This is a genomic window from Kitasatospora sp. NBC_00070, assembly GCF_045041205.1.
Lineage (GTDB): Bacteria > Actinomycetota > Actinomycetes > Streptomycetales > Streptomycetaceae > Kitasatospora.
The window spans coordinates 6,732,611-6,749,911 of record NZ_CP108247.1 but is presented as its reverse complement, the minus strand read 5'-3'; the positions used below and the strand labels follow the sequence as shown (position 1 = coordinate 6,749,911).

Sequence of the window (17,301 nt, the reverse complement as noted above, 5' to 3'; positions counted from 1 at the left end):
GACAGCAATGCAAACGACGACGATCCAGGCGACACCGTTCGCCGTGTCGATGGACCAGGTCGGCAAGGACTACGGCAAGGTCTCCGCACTGGACGGGGTGAGCTGGGGATTCCGCCGGGGCAGCTTCACCGCGATCATGGGGCAGTCCGGGTCCGGGAAGAGCACCTTCCTGCACTGCGCCTCCGGCCTGGACCGGCCGACCAGGGGCACCGTCCGGCTGGGTGACATCGACCTGGCGGGGCTGAAGGAGGCCGAGCTGACCCGGGTGCGCCGGGAGCGGATCGGCTTCGTCTTCCAGGGCTACAACCTGGTGCCGTCGATGGACGTCCGGCGCAACATCGTCCTGCCGCTCTTCCTCGGCGGCCGGAAGGCCGACGAGCGCTGGCTGGAGGAGGTGGTGCACCGGGTCGGCATGGCGGACCGGTTGCGCCACAAGCCGTCCGAGCTGTCCGGCGGGCAGCAGCAGCGGGTGGCCGTGGCCCGGGCGCTGGTCACCCGACCGGAGATCATCTTCGCGGACGAGCCCACCGCCGCGCTCGACCCCCGGTCGGCCGGGCACGTGCTGCGGCTGCTGCGCGAGGCGGTCGACCAGACCGGACAGACCATCGTGCTGGTCACCCACGACCCGGCCGCCGCGGCCTGGGCCGACAGCGTGGTCTTCCTGGGCGGGGGCCGGATCGTCGACGAGATGGTCGGCCCCACCGCCGAGGCCGTGCTGAACCGCTGGGACACGCTGTGAGGCGCGGGATCGCCGCCGGGGTGGCGGCAGCGCTGATGTTCGCGGCCATGCTGGTCGGCTCGTTCGGGGTCCTGCTGGAGTCCGGGCTCCGGGCGCACGGCCAACTCGACCGGTACGCCGGGGCGGTGGCCGTGGTGGCCCGGTCGCAGAGCGTCTCGCACACCACCGGCAGCGGGGAGTCGAAGCAGACCGAGAGCCGCCCGCTGACCGAGCGGGCCCGGATCCCCGACGCCGCCGCCGAGGCGGCCAGGCTCCGGGCGGTGCCCGGCGTGACCGCCGTGGTCAAGGACGTCTCGGTGCCGGTGGTCGACGGCCAGGGGCGCCAACTGACCGGCCACGGCTGGGAGTCCGCCGCGCTGACCGGCACCCCGCTGGGCGCGGGGCGCGCACCGGTGGGCGACCGCCAGGTGGTCCTGCCCGCCTCCAGCGGAGCCACCGTCGGCGCCGTCGTCCCGTTGCGGACCGACGGCGGCCCGCAGCCGTTCACCGTCTCCGGCTTGCTGACCGGCGGCACGGACGTCTACTTCGCCCAGCCGTACGCCGCCGCGCTCAGCGGCCACCCCGCCGGCGCCGACGCGCTGGTGGTGCTCGGCGGGCCCGACACCTCGGTGGCGGCGCTGCGGCAGGCCGCCCCCGACCGGGTGGTGGCCACCGGGACGGCCCGGGGCGACGTGGAGCACCCCGCCGTGCCCGCCGCCCGGGCCGACCTGATCGGGATCTGCGCCGCCATCGGCGGCACCGCCCTGATGGTGATGCTGCTGGTGGTGACCTCGCTGCTGGAGATGTCGGTCCGGGACCGGGTCCGGGAACTCGCCGTGCTGCGCGCCGTCGGGGCGACGCCCCGTCAGGTCCGCCGGCTGATCGTCCGCGGCACGCTGAAGGTCGCGCTGCCCGCCGCCGCCGTCGGCGGGGCGCTCTCGCTGGGCAGCGGCGCGCTGCTGCACCGGCTGATGACGAGTCAGGGCGGACTGCCGCCGGAGCTGGCCCTGACGCCGGGACCGCTCCCGGTGCTCGGCGCGCTGCTGGTGACGGTGTTGGCCGCGGTCGGTGCGGCCTGGCTGGCGGCGCGACGGGTCTCCCGGATCCGTCCGGTCGAGGCGCTCGGCGAGGCCGCCACCGAACCGACCCGCCTGCCGCGCTGGCGGATGGTCACCGGGCTGGTGTTCCTGGTGCTGGGTCTGGTGCTGGCCGGGACGGCGTTCACCATCGGCGGGCAGGCGGCGGTGGCCGCGATGAGCGGTCTGGTGATGTCGCTGATCTGGGCCACCGCGCTGCTCGGTCCGTGGATCGCCCGGGGCGGGATCCGGCTGCTCAGCCTGCCGCTGCGGCGGCTCTCCCCGGTCTCCGGCCGGCTGGCCTCGGACGGGGCCAGGGCGGCGGCGGTCCGGATGGCCGCGGTGATCACCCCGATCGCGCTGGCGGTCTCCTTCGGCGCCACCCAGCTGTTCGTCCAGACCTCGGTGGTGAACTCCACCCGGATCCAGGCCACCGCCGGGCTGCGCGCCGACCAGGTGCTGGTCTCGGACGGGCCCGGCATCCCGCATCGGGCGTACCGGACCGCCCGGCAGACGGCGGGTCAGGACCAGGTGACGGCGGTGAAGCGGACCACCGTGGTCAAGGTGGTGGGGGGTCAGCTCCAGTCGCTGCCTGCCCAGGGCCTCGAAGGCAGTACGGCCACCGTCGACCCCGAGGTGCGGTCGGGATCGCTGGCCGGGCTGGCCCGGCCGAACACCGTCGCGCTCGGCGCCGACGTGGCCGGGGGCACCGAGGTCGGCGAAACCACCTCGCTCTGGCTCGGCGACGGCACCGAGATCCACCCCGAGGTCGTCGCGGTCTACGGCAGCAGCCTGGGCTTCGGCAGCGTGCTGCTGCCGCGCGCCGAGGTCGCCGCGCACAGCACCGACGCCGGGCTGGACGACTACCTGCTGGTCGGCGGCCACGCCGACCTCCGGCCGGTCACCGACGCCTTCGCCGGGGTGCGCACCACTTCGACCCCGGCCTACGGTGACGCACTCACCGAGCGGGCCAGGCAGGGCGGCCTGGTCGGCCTGATCGCCTCGGCTGCGATCGCCGGGTTCATCATGATCGGCGTGGTCACCACACTGGCCGTCTCCACCGCCTCCCGGCGCCGCGAGCTCTCGCTGCTCCGGCTGATCGGGGCGACCCGCCGTCAACTGCTCCGGATGCTGCGGATGGAGACCGCCGTGGTGGTCGGCACCGGCACCGTGGTCGGGACGCTGGTCGCGGCGGCCACCCTGCTGACCTTCGGCGGGGCGGTGACCGGAATGGCCGGCCTCGCGGTCAGCCCGCTGCTCTGCGCGGGGATCGTCGGAGCGGTCGGGCTGGCGGGTGCGGCGGCCGTCCTGCTGCCGGCCCGGAGCCTGCTGCGCGGGAGTTCGCCGAAGATCGGCTGAGCCCGCTCCCCGGTCGATTGGTGCCGGTACGTCCGATCCCGGGACGTACCGGCACCAATCGTCGCGGCCGCCCCGCCCGGGACCGGCTCCCACCGGACCGGCCGTCGGCCCGACCAGTGATAATCCGTTGAACACACAGCACCCGGGGCGATAGGCACTCCTTGCGAGAGCGTCCCCGGGCTGCCCGGTGGAGTCCGCGAACACAGGTGAGAGGGCCGTACCATGACGTTTTTCCGGCGGAGGTCGCGCGACCGGAGCGTGCCGCCCGCGGTCGATCCGGCCTGCGGCAACGAGACGCTGGCCCTGATGCTCCGCCAGGCCGAGGCCGGCGACTGGCCCGCCCTGTGCGCCGGTCTCGCCGCCGTCGGGGACCCGTCCGAGCTGACCTGGCTGGTGGCGGGGGTGTCGAACGTCGCCGGTACCGAGGAGGGGCTCGCCAAGGCGGTCGCCGACCGGCCCGACTCGGCGCTGCCACTGCTGCTCTCCGGCGCCCGGCAGATCTCCTGGGCCTGGGAGGCCAGGACCCGCGCCCAGGCCCAGCACGTCTCCCAGGAGCAGTGGCGGGTGTTCGGCGAGCGTCTTGAGGTCGCCGAACAACAGCTGTTCGAGGTGGCCGAGCGGGAGCCGGACTGGCTGGCGCCCTGGTACTTCCTGCAGATCAGCGGCCGGGGCGCGTCCCTGGACAAGGAGGCCGGCCGGATCCGCTTCGAGGCGGCGCTCCGCCGCTGCCCCGGGCACCTGGACTCGCACAAGCAGCGGCTCCAGCAGCTCTGCGCCAAGTGGGGCGGCTCGCACCAGCAGATGCACGCGTTCGCCCGGGAGTCGATGCTGGCCGCGCCGCCCGGCAGCCCGCTCGGCGAGCTGGTCGTGCTCGGCCACCTGGAGCGCTGGCTCGACCTGCCCTCCGGTGCCGACCACTCCTACCTGACCAGCCCCGACGTGCTGGCGGAGCTGCACGAGGCACTCGGCCGCTCGATCCTGCACCCCGACTACGTCCGGCCGGCCGGCTGGCAGTCCGCCTACAACACCTTCGCCATGGTGTTCGCCCTGGTCGGCGAGAAGTGGACCGCCCGGCAGCTGTTCGAGGCCATCGGCCCCACGGTCACCGAGTCGCCCTGGCACTACCTGAGCGGCGACGACCCCGCCACGACGTTCACCGCGCTCCGGGAGCGCTGCGCCAAGTAGGCCCCACCTCCCCGCACACCAGCCCAGCCGACCGAAAGAGCCAGCACCGGTGTCCCCTTCCGAAAGCCCCACGGCCGCCCACACCTTCCAGGTGGACCTGCGCGGCCTGGTGGACCTGCTCTCGCACCACCTCTACTCCAGCCCCCGGGTCTACCTGCGCGAGCTGCTGCAGAACGCGGTGGACGCGATCTCCGCCCGCCAGGCGCTCGACCCCGCCTCCCCCGCCACCATCACCGTGGTGGCCGACGGCAGTCTCTCGGTCACCGACACCGGGGTCGGCCTGACCGAGGCCGACGTGCACACCTTCCTGGCCACCATCGGCCGCAGCTCCAAGCGGGACGCCGACGGGCGGCTGGACGGGGCCGGGCTGGCCTCCGCCCGCGGCGACTTCATCGGCCAGTTCGGGATCGGCCTGCTGGCCTGCTTCGTGGTGGCCGACGAGATCACCGTGCTGACCCGCTCCGCCGCCACCCCGGACGCCCCGGTGATCGAGTGGCGCGGCAGCTCGGACGGCCGGTACACCATCACCACCCTGCCCGCCTCGGCCAAGCCGGAGCCGGGCACCACCGTCACCCTGGTCCCGCGCGCGGACGCCGCCGAGTGGACCACCTCCGGCAAGGTGCTCGAACTCGCCCGCCACTACGGCAGCCTGCTGCGCCGTCAGGTCACCGTGGTCGACGGCCGGGGCACCGCCACCGTGGTCAACGTCGCCGCGCCGTGGGCCGACCGGCACGGCTCCCCGCTGGCCCGCCGGGACGCGCTGACCGCGTACTGCCGCGCCACCTTCGACTTCACCCCGCTGGACACCATCGAGCTGGACCTGCCGCTGGTCGGCCTGCGCGGCGTGGCGTACGTGCTGCCCGACGCCGTGCCGCCGTCCCGCCGGGCCGGCCACCGGGTGCACCTCAAGGGGATGCTGGTCTCCGACCAGGCGGACGAACTGCTGCCGGACTGGGCCTTCTTCGTCCGCTGCGTGGTGGACGCCGACAGCCTGCGGCCGACCGCCTCCCGCGAGGGCCTGTACGCCGACGAGACGCTGGCCGCCGTCCGGGACGCGCTCGGCGCCCGGATCCGGGACTGGCTGACCGGCCTGTCCGCCAGCGACCCCGCGCTGCTGCACCGCTTCATCAGCGTCCACCACCTGGCCGTCAAGTCGCTGGCCAGGCACGACGACGAGCTGCTCCGGATGCTGCTGCCCTGGCTCCCGTTCGAGACCACCGACGGCAACGTCACGCTGGACGAGTTCGCCCGCTCCCACCCGGTGATCCTGGTGGCCCGCACCGTCGAGGAGTTCCGCCAGGTCGCCCCGATCGCCGGGGCGGCCGGGCTCGGCGTGGTCAACGGCGGCTACACCTACGACCGTGACCTGGTGCACCGGCTGCCGGAGATCCGGCCGGGCAGCTCGGTGGCCGACCTGGACCCGGGCACGGTGACCGCGCACCTGGACACCGTCGCCCCGGAGGCCGAACTGGCCGCCGCCGCCTTCCTGGCGATCGCCCGTGAGGTGGTCGGCCGGTTCGACTGCGACGTCGCGCTGCGCAGCTTCCACCCGGCCAGCGCCCCGGCCCTGCTGTTGGACAACCGGGAGGCCAGGCACGAGCGCACCCGGGCCCAACTGGCCGACGACGCCGACGGATTGTGGGCGGACATCCTCGGCTCGCTGCGGGCCGAGGTGCCCCGCGCCCAACTGGTGCTGAACCACCTCAACCCGCTGGTCCGGCGGGCCGCCTCGATCGGCCACCGGGACCTGGTGGTGACCTCCGTCGAGGCGCTGTACGGGCAGGCCGTGCTGCTCACCCGCCGCCCGCTGCGCGCCAGCGAGAGCGCGCTGCTCAACCGGTCGTTCATCAGCCTGCTCGACCACGCCATGCTCGGCCACGAGTCGGCCGAGCCGCAGAAGGAGTCGTAATGCCGGACACCCAGGACGCCGTGCTGGAGGCCCTGCGGGCCAACGACGCCCAGCCGTACGGGCGGCCCCGCACCGTCACCGCCGAGGAACTCGTCGCGGCGGCCGAGCAGTTCGACGACGCCCCGCTGCTGGTCGCCGCGCTGCTCGACCTGATGGAGGCGTACGAGTACGACGGCGAGCAGCGCAAGTCGCCGGTGGTCTTCGCCCGGATCCTGCAGCTCTGGGACAAGAACCCGGCGGCCTTCGACGAGTGGGCCACCCGGCAGGTCTTCTGGCGCTTCAAGTGGGTGGCCGCCGCCCTGCTGAGCGTCCCCGACGTGCCGTTGGCGGCCGTCCGGCGCTGGCACACCGAGCTGCGCGACCGCTACCTGGCCGCCGGGCACGAGCTCCAGCCGTACTACGCCCAGCGGTTCCACCTCGCGGCGCACCTCGGGGCGGACCGCCCGGAGGACTTCGAGCTGTGGGCCGGGCGCGGCCGGACCGCGTTCAGCGACTGCCCGGCCTGCGAGATCCGGGCCCAGGCGCGGCACCACGTGCGCAGCGGGGACGACGCCCGGGCGCTGGAGGTCTGGCAGCCGGTCTTCGACGGCCGCCGCAGCTGCGCCGAGGAGCCGTACACCAGTCACGCGCACGCGCTGCTGCCGCTGCTGCGCCGGGGCCGCACCGAGGAGGCGGTCTCCGCCCACCTGGTCGGCTACCGGTTCGCCCGGGGGAAGTCCAGCACCGCCGAACAGATCGGCCTGCACCTGGAGTTCTGCGCGCTCTCCGGCAACGAGGCGCGCGGCCTGGAGATCCTGGCGGAGAACCGCGACCTGTTCGCCGGCCACGGCAACCCGCTGGCCCGGCTGGAGTTCCTGACCGGGGTCGAGCTGCTGACGGCCGGGCTGGCCGAGCGCGGCCACCCGGAGCTCCCGGTCAGCGGCCCGCCCGGGACGAACTGGACGGTGGCCGCCCTGCTGGCCCAGGTCCGGTCCGAGGCAACGGAGTTGGCCGACCGCTTCGACGCCCGCAACGGCACCGGCGCGGTCGGCGCCCGGCGGCGGGAGCGGCTGGCCCGGCGCCCGCTGCTCGCCGAACCGCTGGCCCTGGGTGTCCGGGCCGCCGCCGTGCGGGCCGCGGAGCCGGCCGTCCCGGCCGAGCGCCCGGCGGCCGAGCCGATCCCCGAGGACCTCCGCGGCCTGGTGCTGCGGGCCCGGGCGCTGCGCCGCACCGGGCACCCCGACTGCGACCTGCTGTGGCGCCGGGTGGGTGAACTGATCACCGCCGACGGCTACCTGCACGTCGAGGACCCCGAGGTCGGCAGCCCGGACCGGCTGGCGGCCGAGGTGGCGATGCAGCGCGCCTTCGACGCCTCCGAGGTGGACGACCTGGCGCTGGCGGAGGCCGAGATCACCACCGCCCAGGCCGGCTTCGCGGCGGCCGGGCTGGCCGCCGCCGTGCTGGCCACCCGGGCCCGGCTGCTGGTGCTGCGCCTGAGCGAGGACGACTGGTCGGCCGACTGGGCCGCGCTGGACGCGGTGCTCGCCGACAGCGAGGCGCTGCGCGCCGCCGACCCGACCGCGCCGGCCGAGGACCACCTGACCGTCCTGCAGTGCCACGCGCTGGCCGCGCACCGGGAGTTGACCAACGCTCAGGCCGAGCCCGGCCCGGAGCTCACCGGCCGGTTCGACACCGCCGTGGCCCGCTACCGGCGGGAGAGCGCCGGGCACGGCAACCTCCGCCGGGTGGCGACCTCGCACCAGTACGCCGGCGACGCGCAGGCCCGGCAGGGGCTGACCGACGCCGCCGGGACCGAGCTGCGGCAGGCCCTCGCGCTGATCGAGGAGGCCGAACTCCCGTGGCTGGCACCGCGGATGCTGGTCCAGCTGGCCCAGTTGGACTTCCTCCGCGGCGAGCCGGCCGAGGGCGTCCCGCTGCTGCACCGGGCGCTCGCCGAGGCGGTCCGCTGGGGCGAGACCTCCTTCCCGTTCGGGCCGACGTACGCGCTGCTCGGGCACGCCTGCAAGCACCTCGGGGACACCGGCGGCGCCGTCCGGGCGCTCTCCGAGGCCGCCGCCAGGTTCGACCGGGCCGAGGACGGCGCCGAGGCCGCCCAGGTCCGGCTCCAGCTGGCCGAGGCGCTCCGGGAGAGCGGCCGGGTGCCGGACGCGGTCGCCGTGCTGGAGTCGGTGCTGCTCGCGCCGGACGCGGCCGAGCTGGACGAGCGGCTGCGGGCGCAGGTGCGACTCGACCTGGCCCGTGGGCTGTTCGGGCTGGGTGAGTACCGCGCCTCGGCCGAGGAGTACCTCGGCCTGGCCGACGCGGTGGTCGGCTGGGAGGACCAGGACACCCACACCATGGTCGCCGCCGAGGCGACCGTCGCGCTGGCCGAGGGCGGCCTCTGGGAGGCGGCCGGCACCGCGCTGGAGCGCACCCTCGCCTCGCACCGGAAGGCGCCGCGGACCGAACAGGTGCTGGCCGTGCTGCGTGAGTTCGCCCGGCTCACGGTGGCGGCCGAGGGCCTGGACGGGCTGCCCGCCGCACTGGCGCGGCTGGCCGAGGCCGAGCGGATCCGCGAGCAGGCCGGTGCGGCCGGCGAGGAACTGCCGTACTGGCAGCTGGACGCCGCCCTGCACTACGAGCGGGCCCGGGTGAACGCGATGGCCGACCAGGGCGAACCGGCACTGGCCGCGGCCGAGCTGGCGATCGCCGGCTACCGGGCGGGCGGCGCCGACGGCGAGGCACCGGGAGCCGAGGCGGTCCGGCTGGCCGCGCTGGTCGAGGGTCGCGCACTCGGCCGTACGGACGCCGCGCTGGCCCGGCTGGCCGACGGCATCCAGCGCTGCGAGCGGGCCGGACTGACCGAGCAGGCCCAGGAGTTGACGGCCCTTCGGGACCGGCTGGCCCAGGGTTCCTGACCCTCCGTCGCGGTGGCAGCGAAGGTCCGTACCCCTCCGGGTACGGACCTTCGGCCTGTCAATGGCGGGTCCGACGGACCTTTGCGCACTCTGGAAGAAGTTTCCGGTGGACCGACCTGGGCAGTCTGGTGCCCCGACGCGGGAGCATCCCTCGCACCGCTCCACCGGAGGTCCCATGACCGAGCTGCTCAGGCCCGCCGTCCCCGCCCGCACCGGAGGACTTCTGGACCGGTTGAACGGGCCGCACCACCGCGCCTCGCTCAACGTCTTCCTGTTCATCGTGATCGCCCACTGGGCCGAACACCTCACCCAGGCGTACCAGATCTGGGTGCTCGACTGGCCGGTGCCCAAGTCCAAGGGCATGCTCGGGCTGGCCTACCCCTGGCTGGTCACCTCCGAGTGGATGCACTACGGCTACGCCCTGATCATGCTGATCGGCCTGTTCACCCTCCGCCGGGGCTTCGTCGGCCGGGCCAAGGGGTGGTGGACGGCCGCGCTGGTGATCCAGTTCTGGCACCACATCGAGCACCTGCTGCTGTTCGTCCAGGCGCAGAGCGGGCACTTCCTGTTCGGGAAGTCGGTGGCCACCAGCGTGCTCCAACTGGTCTTCCCCCGAGTCGAGTTGCACCTGTTCTACAACACCGTGGTGTTCCTGCCGATGGTGATCGCGATGTACCTGCACCTGCGGCCGAACGCCGCCGAGCTGGCCGAGTCCGGCTGCAGCTGCCATCCCGCCGAGCACGAGCCGGTCGCCGCGTGACGGTGGTTCCGGGGGGCCCGCACCGGTCCGGCGGACCGGTGCGGGCCTTCCAGTTCCGGATGGCGGCCGGCCTCGGAACGCTGGTCCTGGTGCTGCTCACGCTGGCCTGGGTGAGCTCGGCGGAGCCGGTCCGGCTCACCGCCGCCAGCCCCGGCGACGGCACGGCGGTCCAGGTGGCGCCGGGTGAGGTCGCGCTGACCTTCGGCGGCGACCGGGGCATCGAGTCGGTCTTCCTCCGGGTGGCCGCCGAGGGCGGCCCCGAGGTCAACCGGGGCCCGGCCCGGGTGGACGGCCGCCGGGTGGTGGCCCCGGTCCGGATCACCGGCCCCGGCAGCTACCTGACCACCTACCGCCTCACCCTGACCGGCGGCGGCGAGGTGTCCGGCGTGACCGCCTTCAGCGTCGGGCCGCCCGACAGTGCCCCGCTCGCCCAGAGCGAGTCCGCCCCGGGCCACGACCACGGCTTCGAGGGCCCGTTGAACGTGGCGCTGCTCGCCCTGGACGCCGTGCTGGTGGTCGGCTCGCTGCTGCTGGTGCTCCGCCGCCCCCGCCGCCGGACCCCCGGGCGCTGACCGTCCGGGCGCTGACCGTCCAGGCGCCGACCGTCCGGGCGGGGCGCGCGTCACCGACCGCGCGCCCCGCCCGGGCTCCACCGAGCCGGGTGCTACTCCGTGTGCAGCACCTTCGCGATCGTCACCCGCCCCGCCGACCGGGCCGGGAGGTACGCGCCGAGCACCGCGATCACCACCCCCGCCAGGCCCAGCAGCGCGAGCTCCGGCAGGTGCCAGACCTCCTTCATCGCGGCCGGGAAGTCCACCGCCCCGACGTTGTCCACCAGCACCCGGTGCGCGACCATCCCGAGCGGGATGCCGACCAGTCCGGCCAGCAGGCCGAGCACCGCCATCGAGGTCACGAACATCACCGTGACCTGACGCGGCGTCATCCCGATCGACTTGAGCATGCCCAGGTCGCGGCGGCGCTCCCGGGTGTTCAGCAGCACGGTGTTGAACACCCCCAGCGCGGCCACCACGGTGAGCAGCACGGTGAAGACCGAGGAGAATCCCACCACCGTGTCGGCGGCCAGGTTCCCGTCGTCCACCACCCCGGGGTAGAGCCCGGGTTCGACCGCCCGGACCGCGTCGACGTACGCCTGGACGTCCGTCCCCGGCTTCAGCCGGACGTCGTAGTACGCCGCGCTCGCCGCCGGATCGAGCTCCAGCAGGGTGGCCCAGGTCGAGGAGAGGAAGCGGGCGTCGCCGTCGACGGTCCGCCCGACCACGGTCGCGCCGGTCTGCCGGCCGTCCAGCCCCAGGGTGACCCGGTCGCCGACCGCGAGGCCGTGCTGGCTCAGGAAGGTCGGTGACGCCGTCACCTCCCCCGACCCGGTGGCCGGGCGGCCCTCGGCGATCCCCCGGACCGCGCCGGGGTCCTGGTCGCCGCGCCGGAAGAAGCCGGCGCTGGACTGCGGGTACCCGGCCAGCGTGACCTGGCTGATCGCCTCCGCACTCACCCGCTCGGTGCCGGGCAACGAGCGCAGCAGCTCTTCCAGTTGACGGTCGGCCAGCTTCGGTTCGGTCTGCTCGAACGCGGCCCGCCCGACCCGGACGTCCAGCCGGACCCCACCGTCGTCCCGGCCGGACTCCGCGTACTGCACCATGGTGGCGGTCAGCCCGGTGGTCAGGGTCACCGTGGTGACGCCGAGCAGGACCGCCGCCACGGTCAACGCGGTCCTGGCGGGCCGGGCGAACGGCTGGCCCAGACCCAGACTGACCGCCCTCGGCAGCCGGGTGCCGCCGAGCGCCCGCTGCACCCGCAGCCCCCGGCCGGAGCGCGGTGCGCTGCCCGCGCTGATCGCCCGCGCCGCCGGGAGCCGGTGCGCCCGCAGCGCCGGGAGCAGCGCGGCCACCGCCACCAGCGCGGGCAGGCCGAGCAGGCAGACCAGGTACACCCAGGGGCTGATCTCGATCACCGCCGTCCCGCGCATCACCCCCTGGAACGCCACCCGCAGCACCGGCCCGGCCAGTGCCGCACCGGCCAGCGTGCCCAGCACCGCACCGATCGCGGCGGGCAGCGAGACCATCGTCAGATACACCCCCACCACCTGGTTCGGGGTGAAGCCGAGTGCCTTGAGCACCCCGATGTGCCGGAAGCCGGAGACCACCGCGCCGCCCACCACGTTGGCCACGATCAGCGCCGAGACCAGCAGGCCGAGCACGCCGAACAGCGTCATGAACGGCAGGTACGCCTTGGCCGAACCGGCGAACGCCTCCTCCAGCGAGGCCGAGGACCGGGCGGCCGTCCTGGCCTCGGCGGGCAGCCCGGCGGTGGCGGTCGCCAGGCCGCGCTCCAGCTGGTCCGCCGACCCGGCCGCGGCGAAGCGGTAGAGCATCTGACGCGACGTCGGGTGCAGCGCGGCCATCTGCTCGGGGGTCACCCAGGCGTCGGCGGAGCTGCTCATGGAGGAGAAGACCCCGACCACGGTCAGCTCCGGGCCGTCCACCAGCCGGACCTTCGAGCCCATCAGCTCGGGCCGGATCTGGTCGCCCTCCCCGTTCAGCACGATCTCACCGGGCGCGGTGGCCCAGCGGCCGTCCCGCAGCTCGGGCCGGTCCACCGGGCCGCCGGGATCGGCCCGGCCGACCACCCGGAACGCGCCGCTGCCCACCCCGGGCGGGCTCTTCGCCAGCCGGGCCGTGACCTGGTCGAACGGACCCGCCGCCGCCTCGACCCCGGGACGGCCGGCCGTCCCGGCGAGCTCGTCGGCCGACACCCGGTCGGCGTCGAAGAGCACCACCTGGTGGGCCCCGTGCTGCTTCTCGAAGGCCCGGTCGAAGGGGTGGGAGACCGCGTCCAGCAGCCCCAGCGCGAGCAGCACGGTCGTGGTGGAGCAGAACACCACCAGGCCGATCACCACCGTCTGCAGCCTGCGCCGCCCCACCGCCGCGCGCGAGGCGCGCCAGACCGCGCTCACAGCTGCCGCTCCAGCATGCTCTCGCGGACCACCCGGCCGTCGCCGAACTCCACCAGCCGGCCGGCGCAGCGCTCGGCCAGCTTCGGGTCGTGGGTGACGATCAGCAGGGTCTGGCCGATCTGGTTGAGGTCGATCAGCAGGTCCATCACCTGCTCGCCGGAGCGGCTGTCCAGCGCACCGGTCGGCTCGTCGGCCAGCAGCAGCGCCGGACGGTTCATCAGCGCCCGGGCCACCGCGACCCGCTGGCGCTCGCCGCCGCTGAGCGCGGCCGGGTAGGTGTTCCGGCGGTCGGCGACGCCCAGTTCGTCGAGCAGCTCCAGCGCGCGGTGCCTGGCCTGCCTGGCAGGCGTGCCGGTGAGCTGCGCGGCCAGCGCGACGTTGTCCAGCGCCGGGAGGTCGTCCAGCAGGTTGAAGAACTGGAAGATCATGCCGATCCCCCGCCGCCGGAACAGCGCCAGCCCGCTCTCGTTCAGCCCGCCCAGGTCCTGCCCGTTCACCCGGACCGAGCCAGCACTCGGCCGGTCCAGCCCGGCCACCAGGTTGAGCAGGGTGGACTTGCCGCAGCCCGAGGGCCCCATCACCGCGACCGCCTCGCCCGCCCGGATCTCCAGCGAGACACCGTCCAGGGCCTTCAGGTCGCCGTACTCCTTGTGCACGCCGTCCAGCTGTACGACGACCCGCCGGTCGCTGTCGTGATCAGTAGTCATGACCGGAAACCTAGGAGACCCGGCCGGGCGGCGGCGTCCCTCCCCGGGTGTAACCCCGACGGTCCGTCATCCCGGAGATGTACGGGACTGCACCCGGGGGTTGATGCCGCTGCCCGGCCCGACCTGCGAGGATGGTCGGGTGTGGGGATCGGGGATCGCGTGGCTGACGGCCGCGCTGGGGATGGCGGCGGGCGTCGCCGGGTGGCTCGGCCTTGCCCTGGCACGGGCCCGGCGGCGGTACCGGACGGCGCTGGAGCAGCGCGGCTGGCTGCTGGAGCGCGAGCGGGTGGGTGCGGCCGATGCCGCCGTGGCCGCGGAGCGGGCCCGGATCGCCGGGGAGCTGCACGACATCGTCAGCCACAACGTGAGCCTGATGGTGGTTCAGGCCGGGGCCGCCCGCGAGGTGCTGGCCACCCTGCCGGAGCAGGCGGCCACCGCGATGGCCGCCGTCGAGGCCGCCGGACGGGACACCATGACCGAACTGCGCCACCTGCTGGGCCTGCTGGCCCCGACCGCCGACGGTTCGGACACCGTCGCGGACGGCCCGCTCACCCCGCAGCCGGGACTGGCCCGGCTCGGTCCGCTGGTCGACCGGATCGCCTTCGCCGGTCTGCCGGTGGAGGTCAGGATCTCCGGCGAGCCCCGGCCGTTGCCCGGCGGGATCGACGTGACGGCCTACCGGATCGTCCAGGAGGCCCTGACCAACGCGCTGAAGCACGGGGACGGGAGACGGGCCGAGGTGACGGTGCGCTATGCCGACCACTCCCTGCGGGTCGAGGTGCTGACCGGCGGGCCGAGCGTGCTCACCGGCGACGGTGCCCGGCCGGCCGCCCCGGCCGACGGCGCCGGGCGCGGGCTGCTCGGCCTGCGCGAACGGGCCGCCGTCTACGGCGGTGACCTGGACGCCCGCCGCCGCCTCGGCGGCGGCTTCCGGGTTCGCGCCCGGATACCGCTGGACCGGCCGTGACCGGGCCGCAGGCCGTACCGGCGCCCCGGGTGGTGATCGCGGACGACCAGGAACTGGTCCGCACCGGCTTCCGGATGATCCTGACCGCCCGTGGCATCGACGTGGTGGGCGAGGCCGCCGACGGCGCCCAGGCGGTGGCCGAGGTGCGCCGACTGCGGCCGGACGTGGCCCTGCTGGACATCCGGATGCCGGTGCTGGACGGTCTGGAGGCGGCCCGCCGGATCCTCGCCGAGGCGCCGGACTGCCGGGTCGTCATGCTGACCACCTTCGACCTGGACCACTACGTCTACACCGCGCTGGCCCTGGGGGCGAGCGGCTTCCTGCTCAAGGACGTCACCTCCGAGCACCTCGCCAACTCGGTCCGGCTGGTCAGCACCGGCGACGCCCTGCTCGCCCCCTCCATCACCCGCCGCCTGGTGGAACGCTTCGCGGGTGCCACCCCCGCTCCGGCCACCCCCGCCGTCCACCGTGACCTGGCCCGGCTGACGGCCCGTGAGCTGGAGGTGCTCACCCTGATGGGCGGCGGCCTCTCCAACGCCGAACTGGCCAGGATGCTGATCCTGAGCGAGGCCACCGTGAAGACCCATGTGGCCCGGATCTTCGCCAAGCTCTCGCTCCGCGACCGCGCCCAGGCCGTGGTGGTCGCGTACGAGACCGGCCTGGTCGCCCCGGGCGACCGACAGCCGTAGGGTCGGTGAGCGGCCGGGGGCCGCTCACCGACCCCAGCGGGTCGTCCCGGCGGAGCGCTCGCGCACCGCCGGACGCGGGCCTTACGGCGCGGTGATCTCACGCGTGAGCTTGGACTGCCACGGGCACCAGGTCGAGCCGGGCAGCAGCGCGCCGCCGACCTCGCTCAGGTGGTTGTTGACGTACGAGATGCCGGCGTCACAGACCTCCACCGCCATGCCGAAGAACGACACCGAGTTCGGGGCGAGCTGGTACTTCCACGGCGTGTTGTAGAAAGCCGGGGTCTTGACGACCTTCCCCATCACGCCCACGGTCTCGGTCTCCACGCCGCTCAGGATGTTCCGGGCCTGCTGGATCTTCGCGGAGTCGGTGAGCTTGAAGACGAAGGTGTCCGTGCCGTCGGTGAACTCGAAGTACGCCGAGGCGGCCGTGGTGCCGGCACCCGTGTTCTGCACCGCCTGGGCGGGCTGCGCGAGCGTCAGCGCGAACATCGAAACGGCCGCGATGCTGGCGAACTTGGTGATGGTACGTCGCATTACTGAGACCTCCGGTATCGGTCGGGCCGCGGTCACGGCCCGTCTGCAACGAACCGTAAGCAGCCGGAGAGCGAATTTGTCGGGAGTCCGCGAGGAGTGCCCGGGAGGACACTTCGTGACCGCCCCATCGGGACGAATCACCGTCCCCGACGGCCCGTCAGATGCATCCCTGACCTGGCCTAACCCACTTGGCGAGCACCGATTTGGCACCCCGGAAGAATGCCCGCAAGGGCACCCCGACCCTCGTTCCGCCTGCCCGATCGGGCCGATTCCCACTGCGCACCGCCGGGCCCGACGCGCGCTCGGCCGGAGGTTTCCGGAGGTCAGCGCACCGAACACTCCGCTGACGAACTCCAAACGTGTTGTTCGTGACCCGACCGGGTTCAACCCGCTTCGGAGAGCGCCCCGGTGGCCGCCTCGCGGGCGTCGAGCAGCTCGTCCCAGTGCGCCCGGGTCCACGCGCAGGCGACGTCCATCGGACCCAGCAGGCTGCGCCCGACCGGCGTCAGCTCGTACTCCACCCAGCGCAGTTGGCCCGGCCGCTCGGTCCGGACGAGCAACCCGTCGCGCTCCAGCACCCGCAGCGAACTGGTCAGCACCTTGGCGGTGATCCCGCGCAGCGGCACCCGCAGCTCGGAGAACCGTCGCGGACCGTCCTCCAGGCAGCGGATGATCATGCCGCCCCATTTGTCGCCGAACCGGATCGGCGACAGGTCGGACGGGCAGACCGGGTCGAACATCTCTGGGTCAAGTGGCTCTCGCACGGGCCGAGCCTACGGCCTGCCACCGCCTGGTACCCCGGAGGTAACCAGGCTCCGGGCTAGCGTTCCTGACGGGTCGCCGACCGGGCGGCCAGGGACGGAAGGACTCCCCCATGAGCAGCATCATCGTCTTCGGCGCGGCCGGCCGGGCCGGGCGCGCGATCACCGCCGAGGCGCGCCTGCGCGGTCACCGGGTCACCGCCGTGGTCCGCGACCCCGCTGCCCACCCGGCGGCGGCCGACGACGGCGCCCTGACCGCCGGGGACGTGACCGACCCGGCCGCGGTGGCCCGGCTGGCCGCCGGCCACGACGCGGCGGTGGTCGCGGCGTACGCCCCGGTGCCCGACTTCTTCGCCACCGCTTCGGCCGCCCTGGTCGAGGGGCTCACCACCGCCGGGGTGCCCCGGCTGCTCTCGGTCGGTCTGGCCTCGGTCCTCCCGACCGCCTCGGGCGTCCTGCTGATGGACGCTCCCGGCTACCCGCAGGAGTACCGCGAGTTCTACCTCGCGCACGCCGCCGGCACCGAGGTGCTACGCACCGCGCCCGACCCGCTGGACTGGCTGGTGGTCAGCCCCTCCGGCGACTTCGACCACCAGGGGGCTCGGACCGGCGGCTACGTCTTCGCCCCGGCCGCTGCCGAGGACCGGATCTCCTACCCCGACCTGGCGGTGGCGGTGCTGGACGAGATCGACCGGCCGGCCCACCACCGGACCCACCTCGGCGTCCGGAGCGCGGGCCTCGCCGGGGGATGATCCACAATCGGGAGGT

Annotated in this window: 14 protein-coding genes; 10 read left to right on the top strand and 4 right to left on the bottom strand. The window is 74.4% G+C overall.

The genetic code is table 11. From position 1 onward, the window contains the following. Window positions 1-7 precede the first annotated feature (7 nt). The 7 genes from OHV05_RS30670 to OHV05_RS30640 all read left to right on the top strand — a co-directional run bounded on the left by OHV05_RS30670 (window position 8) and on the right by OHV05_RS30640 (window position 10,476). The gene (locus OHV05_RS30670; protein ID WP_405020559.1) at window positions 8-739 is read left to right on the top strand and encodes an ABC transporter ATP-binding protein; all 732 of its coding nucleotides are present in this window, start codon (window positions 8-10) and stop codon (window positions 737-739) included. Next, the gene (locus tag OHV05_RS30665) at window positions 736-3,153 is read left to right on the top strand and encodes an ABC transporter permease (RefSeq protein ID WP_405020558.1); all 2,418 of its coding nucleotides are present in this window, start codon (window positions 736-738) and stop codon (window positions 3,151-3,153) included. The genes OHV05_RS30670 and OHV05_RS30665 overlap by 4 nt, the downstream gene beginning before the upstream one ends. 222 nt (window positions 3,154-3,375) lie before the next feature. After that, complete coding sequence (locus OHV05_RS30660) at window positions 3,376-4,338, top strand: hypothetical protein (protein ID WP_405020557.1); 963 nt, start codon at window positions 3,376-3,378, stop codon at window positions 4,336-4,338. 49 nt (window positions 4,339-4,387) lie between these two features. Then, a complete protein-coding gene (locus tag OHV05_RS30655; RefSeq protein WP_405020556.1) occupies window positions 4,388-6,247 on the top strand; it encodes an HSP90 family protein in 1,860 nt (619 codons plus the stop codon). Next, on the top strand, window positions 6,247-9,144 hold the full coding sequence (locus OHV05_RS30650) for a hypothetical protein (protein WP_405020555.1): 2,898 nt from the start codon (window positions 6,247-6,249) through the stop codon (window positions 9,142-9,144). The genes OHV05_RS30655 and OHV05_RS30650 overlap by 1 nt, the downstream gene beginning before the upstream one ends. 175 nt (window positions 9,145-9,319) lie before the next feature. Then, window positions 9,320-9,904, top strand: a complete 585-nt coding sequence (locus OHV05_RS30645) for a hypothetical protein (RefSeq protein ID WP_405020554.1) — start codon at window positions 9,320-9,322, stop codon at window positions 9,902-9,904. Beyond that, window positions 9,901-10,476 (top strand): copper resistance protein CopC, encoded by a 576-nt coding sequence (locus OHV05_RS30640; RefSeq protein WP_405020553.1) that lies wholly within the window; start codon window positions 9,901-9,903, stop codon window positions 10,474-10,476. Before OHV05_RS30645 ends, OHV05_RS30640 begins: the two co-directional genes overlap by 4 nt. Window positions 10,477-10,568: 92 nt before the next feature. On the opposite strand, the gene OHV05_RS30635 is transcribed toward OHV05_RS30640, so the two are convergent. Both OHV05_RS30635 and OHV05_RS30630 read right to left on the bottom strand, forming a co-directional pair. Further along, window positions 10,569-12,875, bottom strand: coding sequence for an ABC transporter permease (locus OHV05_RS30635; RefSeq protein ID WP_405020552.1), 2,307 nt, complete (start codon window positions 12,873-12,875; stop codon window positions 10,569-10,571). Beyond that, window positions 12,872-13,582: an ABC transporter ATP-binding protein gene (locus OHV05_RS30630; protein WP_405020551.1), complete on the bottom strand. Its 711-nt coding sequence runs from the start codon at window positions 13,580-13,582 to the stop codon at window positions 12,872-12,874. The genes OHV05_RS30635 and OHV05_RS30630 overlap by 4 nt, the downstream gene beginning before the upstream one ends. Before the next feature lie 139 nt (window positions 13,583-13,721). Between OHV05_RS30630 and OHV05_RS30625 the strand changes: the two genes are divergently transcribed. Further along, window positions 13,722-14,549 (top strand): sensor histidine kinase, encoded by an 828-nt coding sequence (locus OHV05_RS30625; RefSeq protein ID WP_405020550.1) that lies wholly within the window; start codon window positions 13,722-13,724, stop codon window positions 14,547-14,549. Next, window positions 14,546-15,238: a response regulator gene (locus tag OHV05_RS30620; protein ID WP_405020549.1), complete on the top strand. Its 693-nt coding sequence runs from the start codon at window positions 14,546-14,548 to the stop codon at window positions 15,236-15,238. Before OHV05_RS30625 ends, OHV05_RS30620 begins: the two co-directional genes overlap by 4 nt. 81 nt (window positions 15,239-15,319) lie before the next feature. Here OHV05_RS30620 and OHV05_RS30615 read toward each other — a convergent pair whose 3' ends face one another. Together OHV05_RS30615 and OHV05_RS30610 are read right to left on the bottom strand one after the other, a co-directional pair. Further along, window positions 15,320-15,772: a calmodulin-binding protein gene (locus OHV05_RS30615; RefSeq protein ID WP_405020548.1), complete on the bottom strand. Its 453-nt coding sequence runs from the start codon at window positions 15,770-15,772 to the stop codon at window positions 15,320-15,322. A 383-nt stretch (window positions 15,773-16,155) separates the two neighbouring features. Next, the gene (locus OHV05_RS30610) at window positions 16,156-16,536 is read right to left on the bottom strand and encodes a winged helix-turn-helix transcriptional regulator (protein WP_405020547.1); all 381 of its coding nucleotides are present in this window, start codon (window positions 16,534-16,536) and stop codon (window positions 16,156-16,158) included. Between the two features lie 110 nt (window positions 16,537-16,646). Here OHV05_RS30610 and OHV05_RS30605 point away from each other — a divergent pair, with 110 nt between their 5' ends. Continuing rightward, on the top strand, window positions 16,647-17,285 hold the full coding sequence (locus OHV05_RS30605) for an NAD(P)-dependent oxidoreductase (protein WP_405020546.1): 639 nt from the start codon (window positions 16,647-16,649) through the stop codon (window positions 17,283-17,285). The last annotated feature ends 16 nt before the right edge of the window (window positions 17,286-17,301 follow it).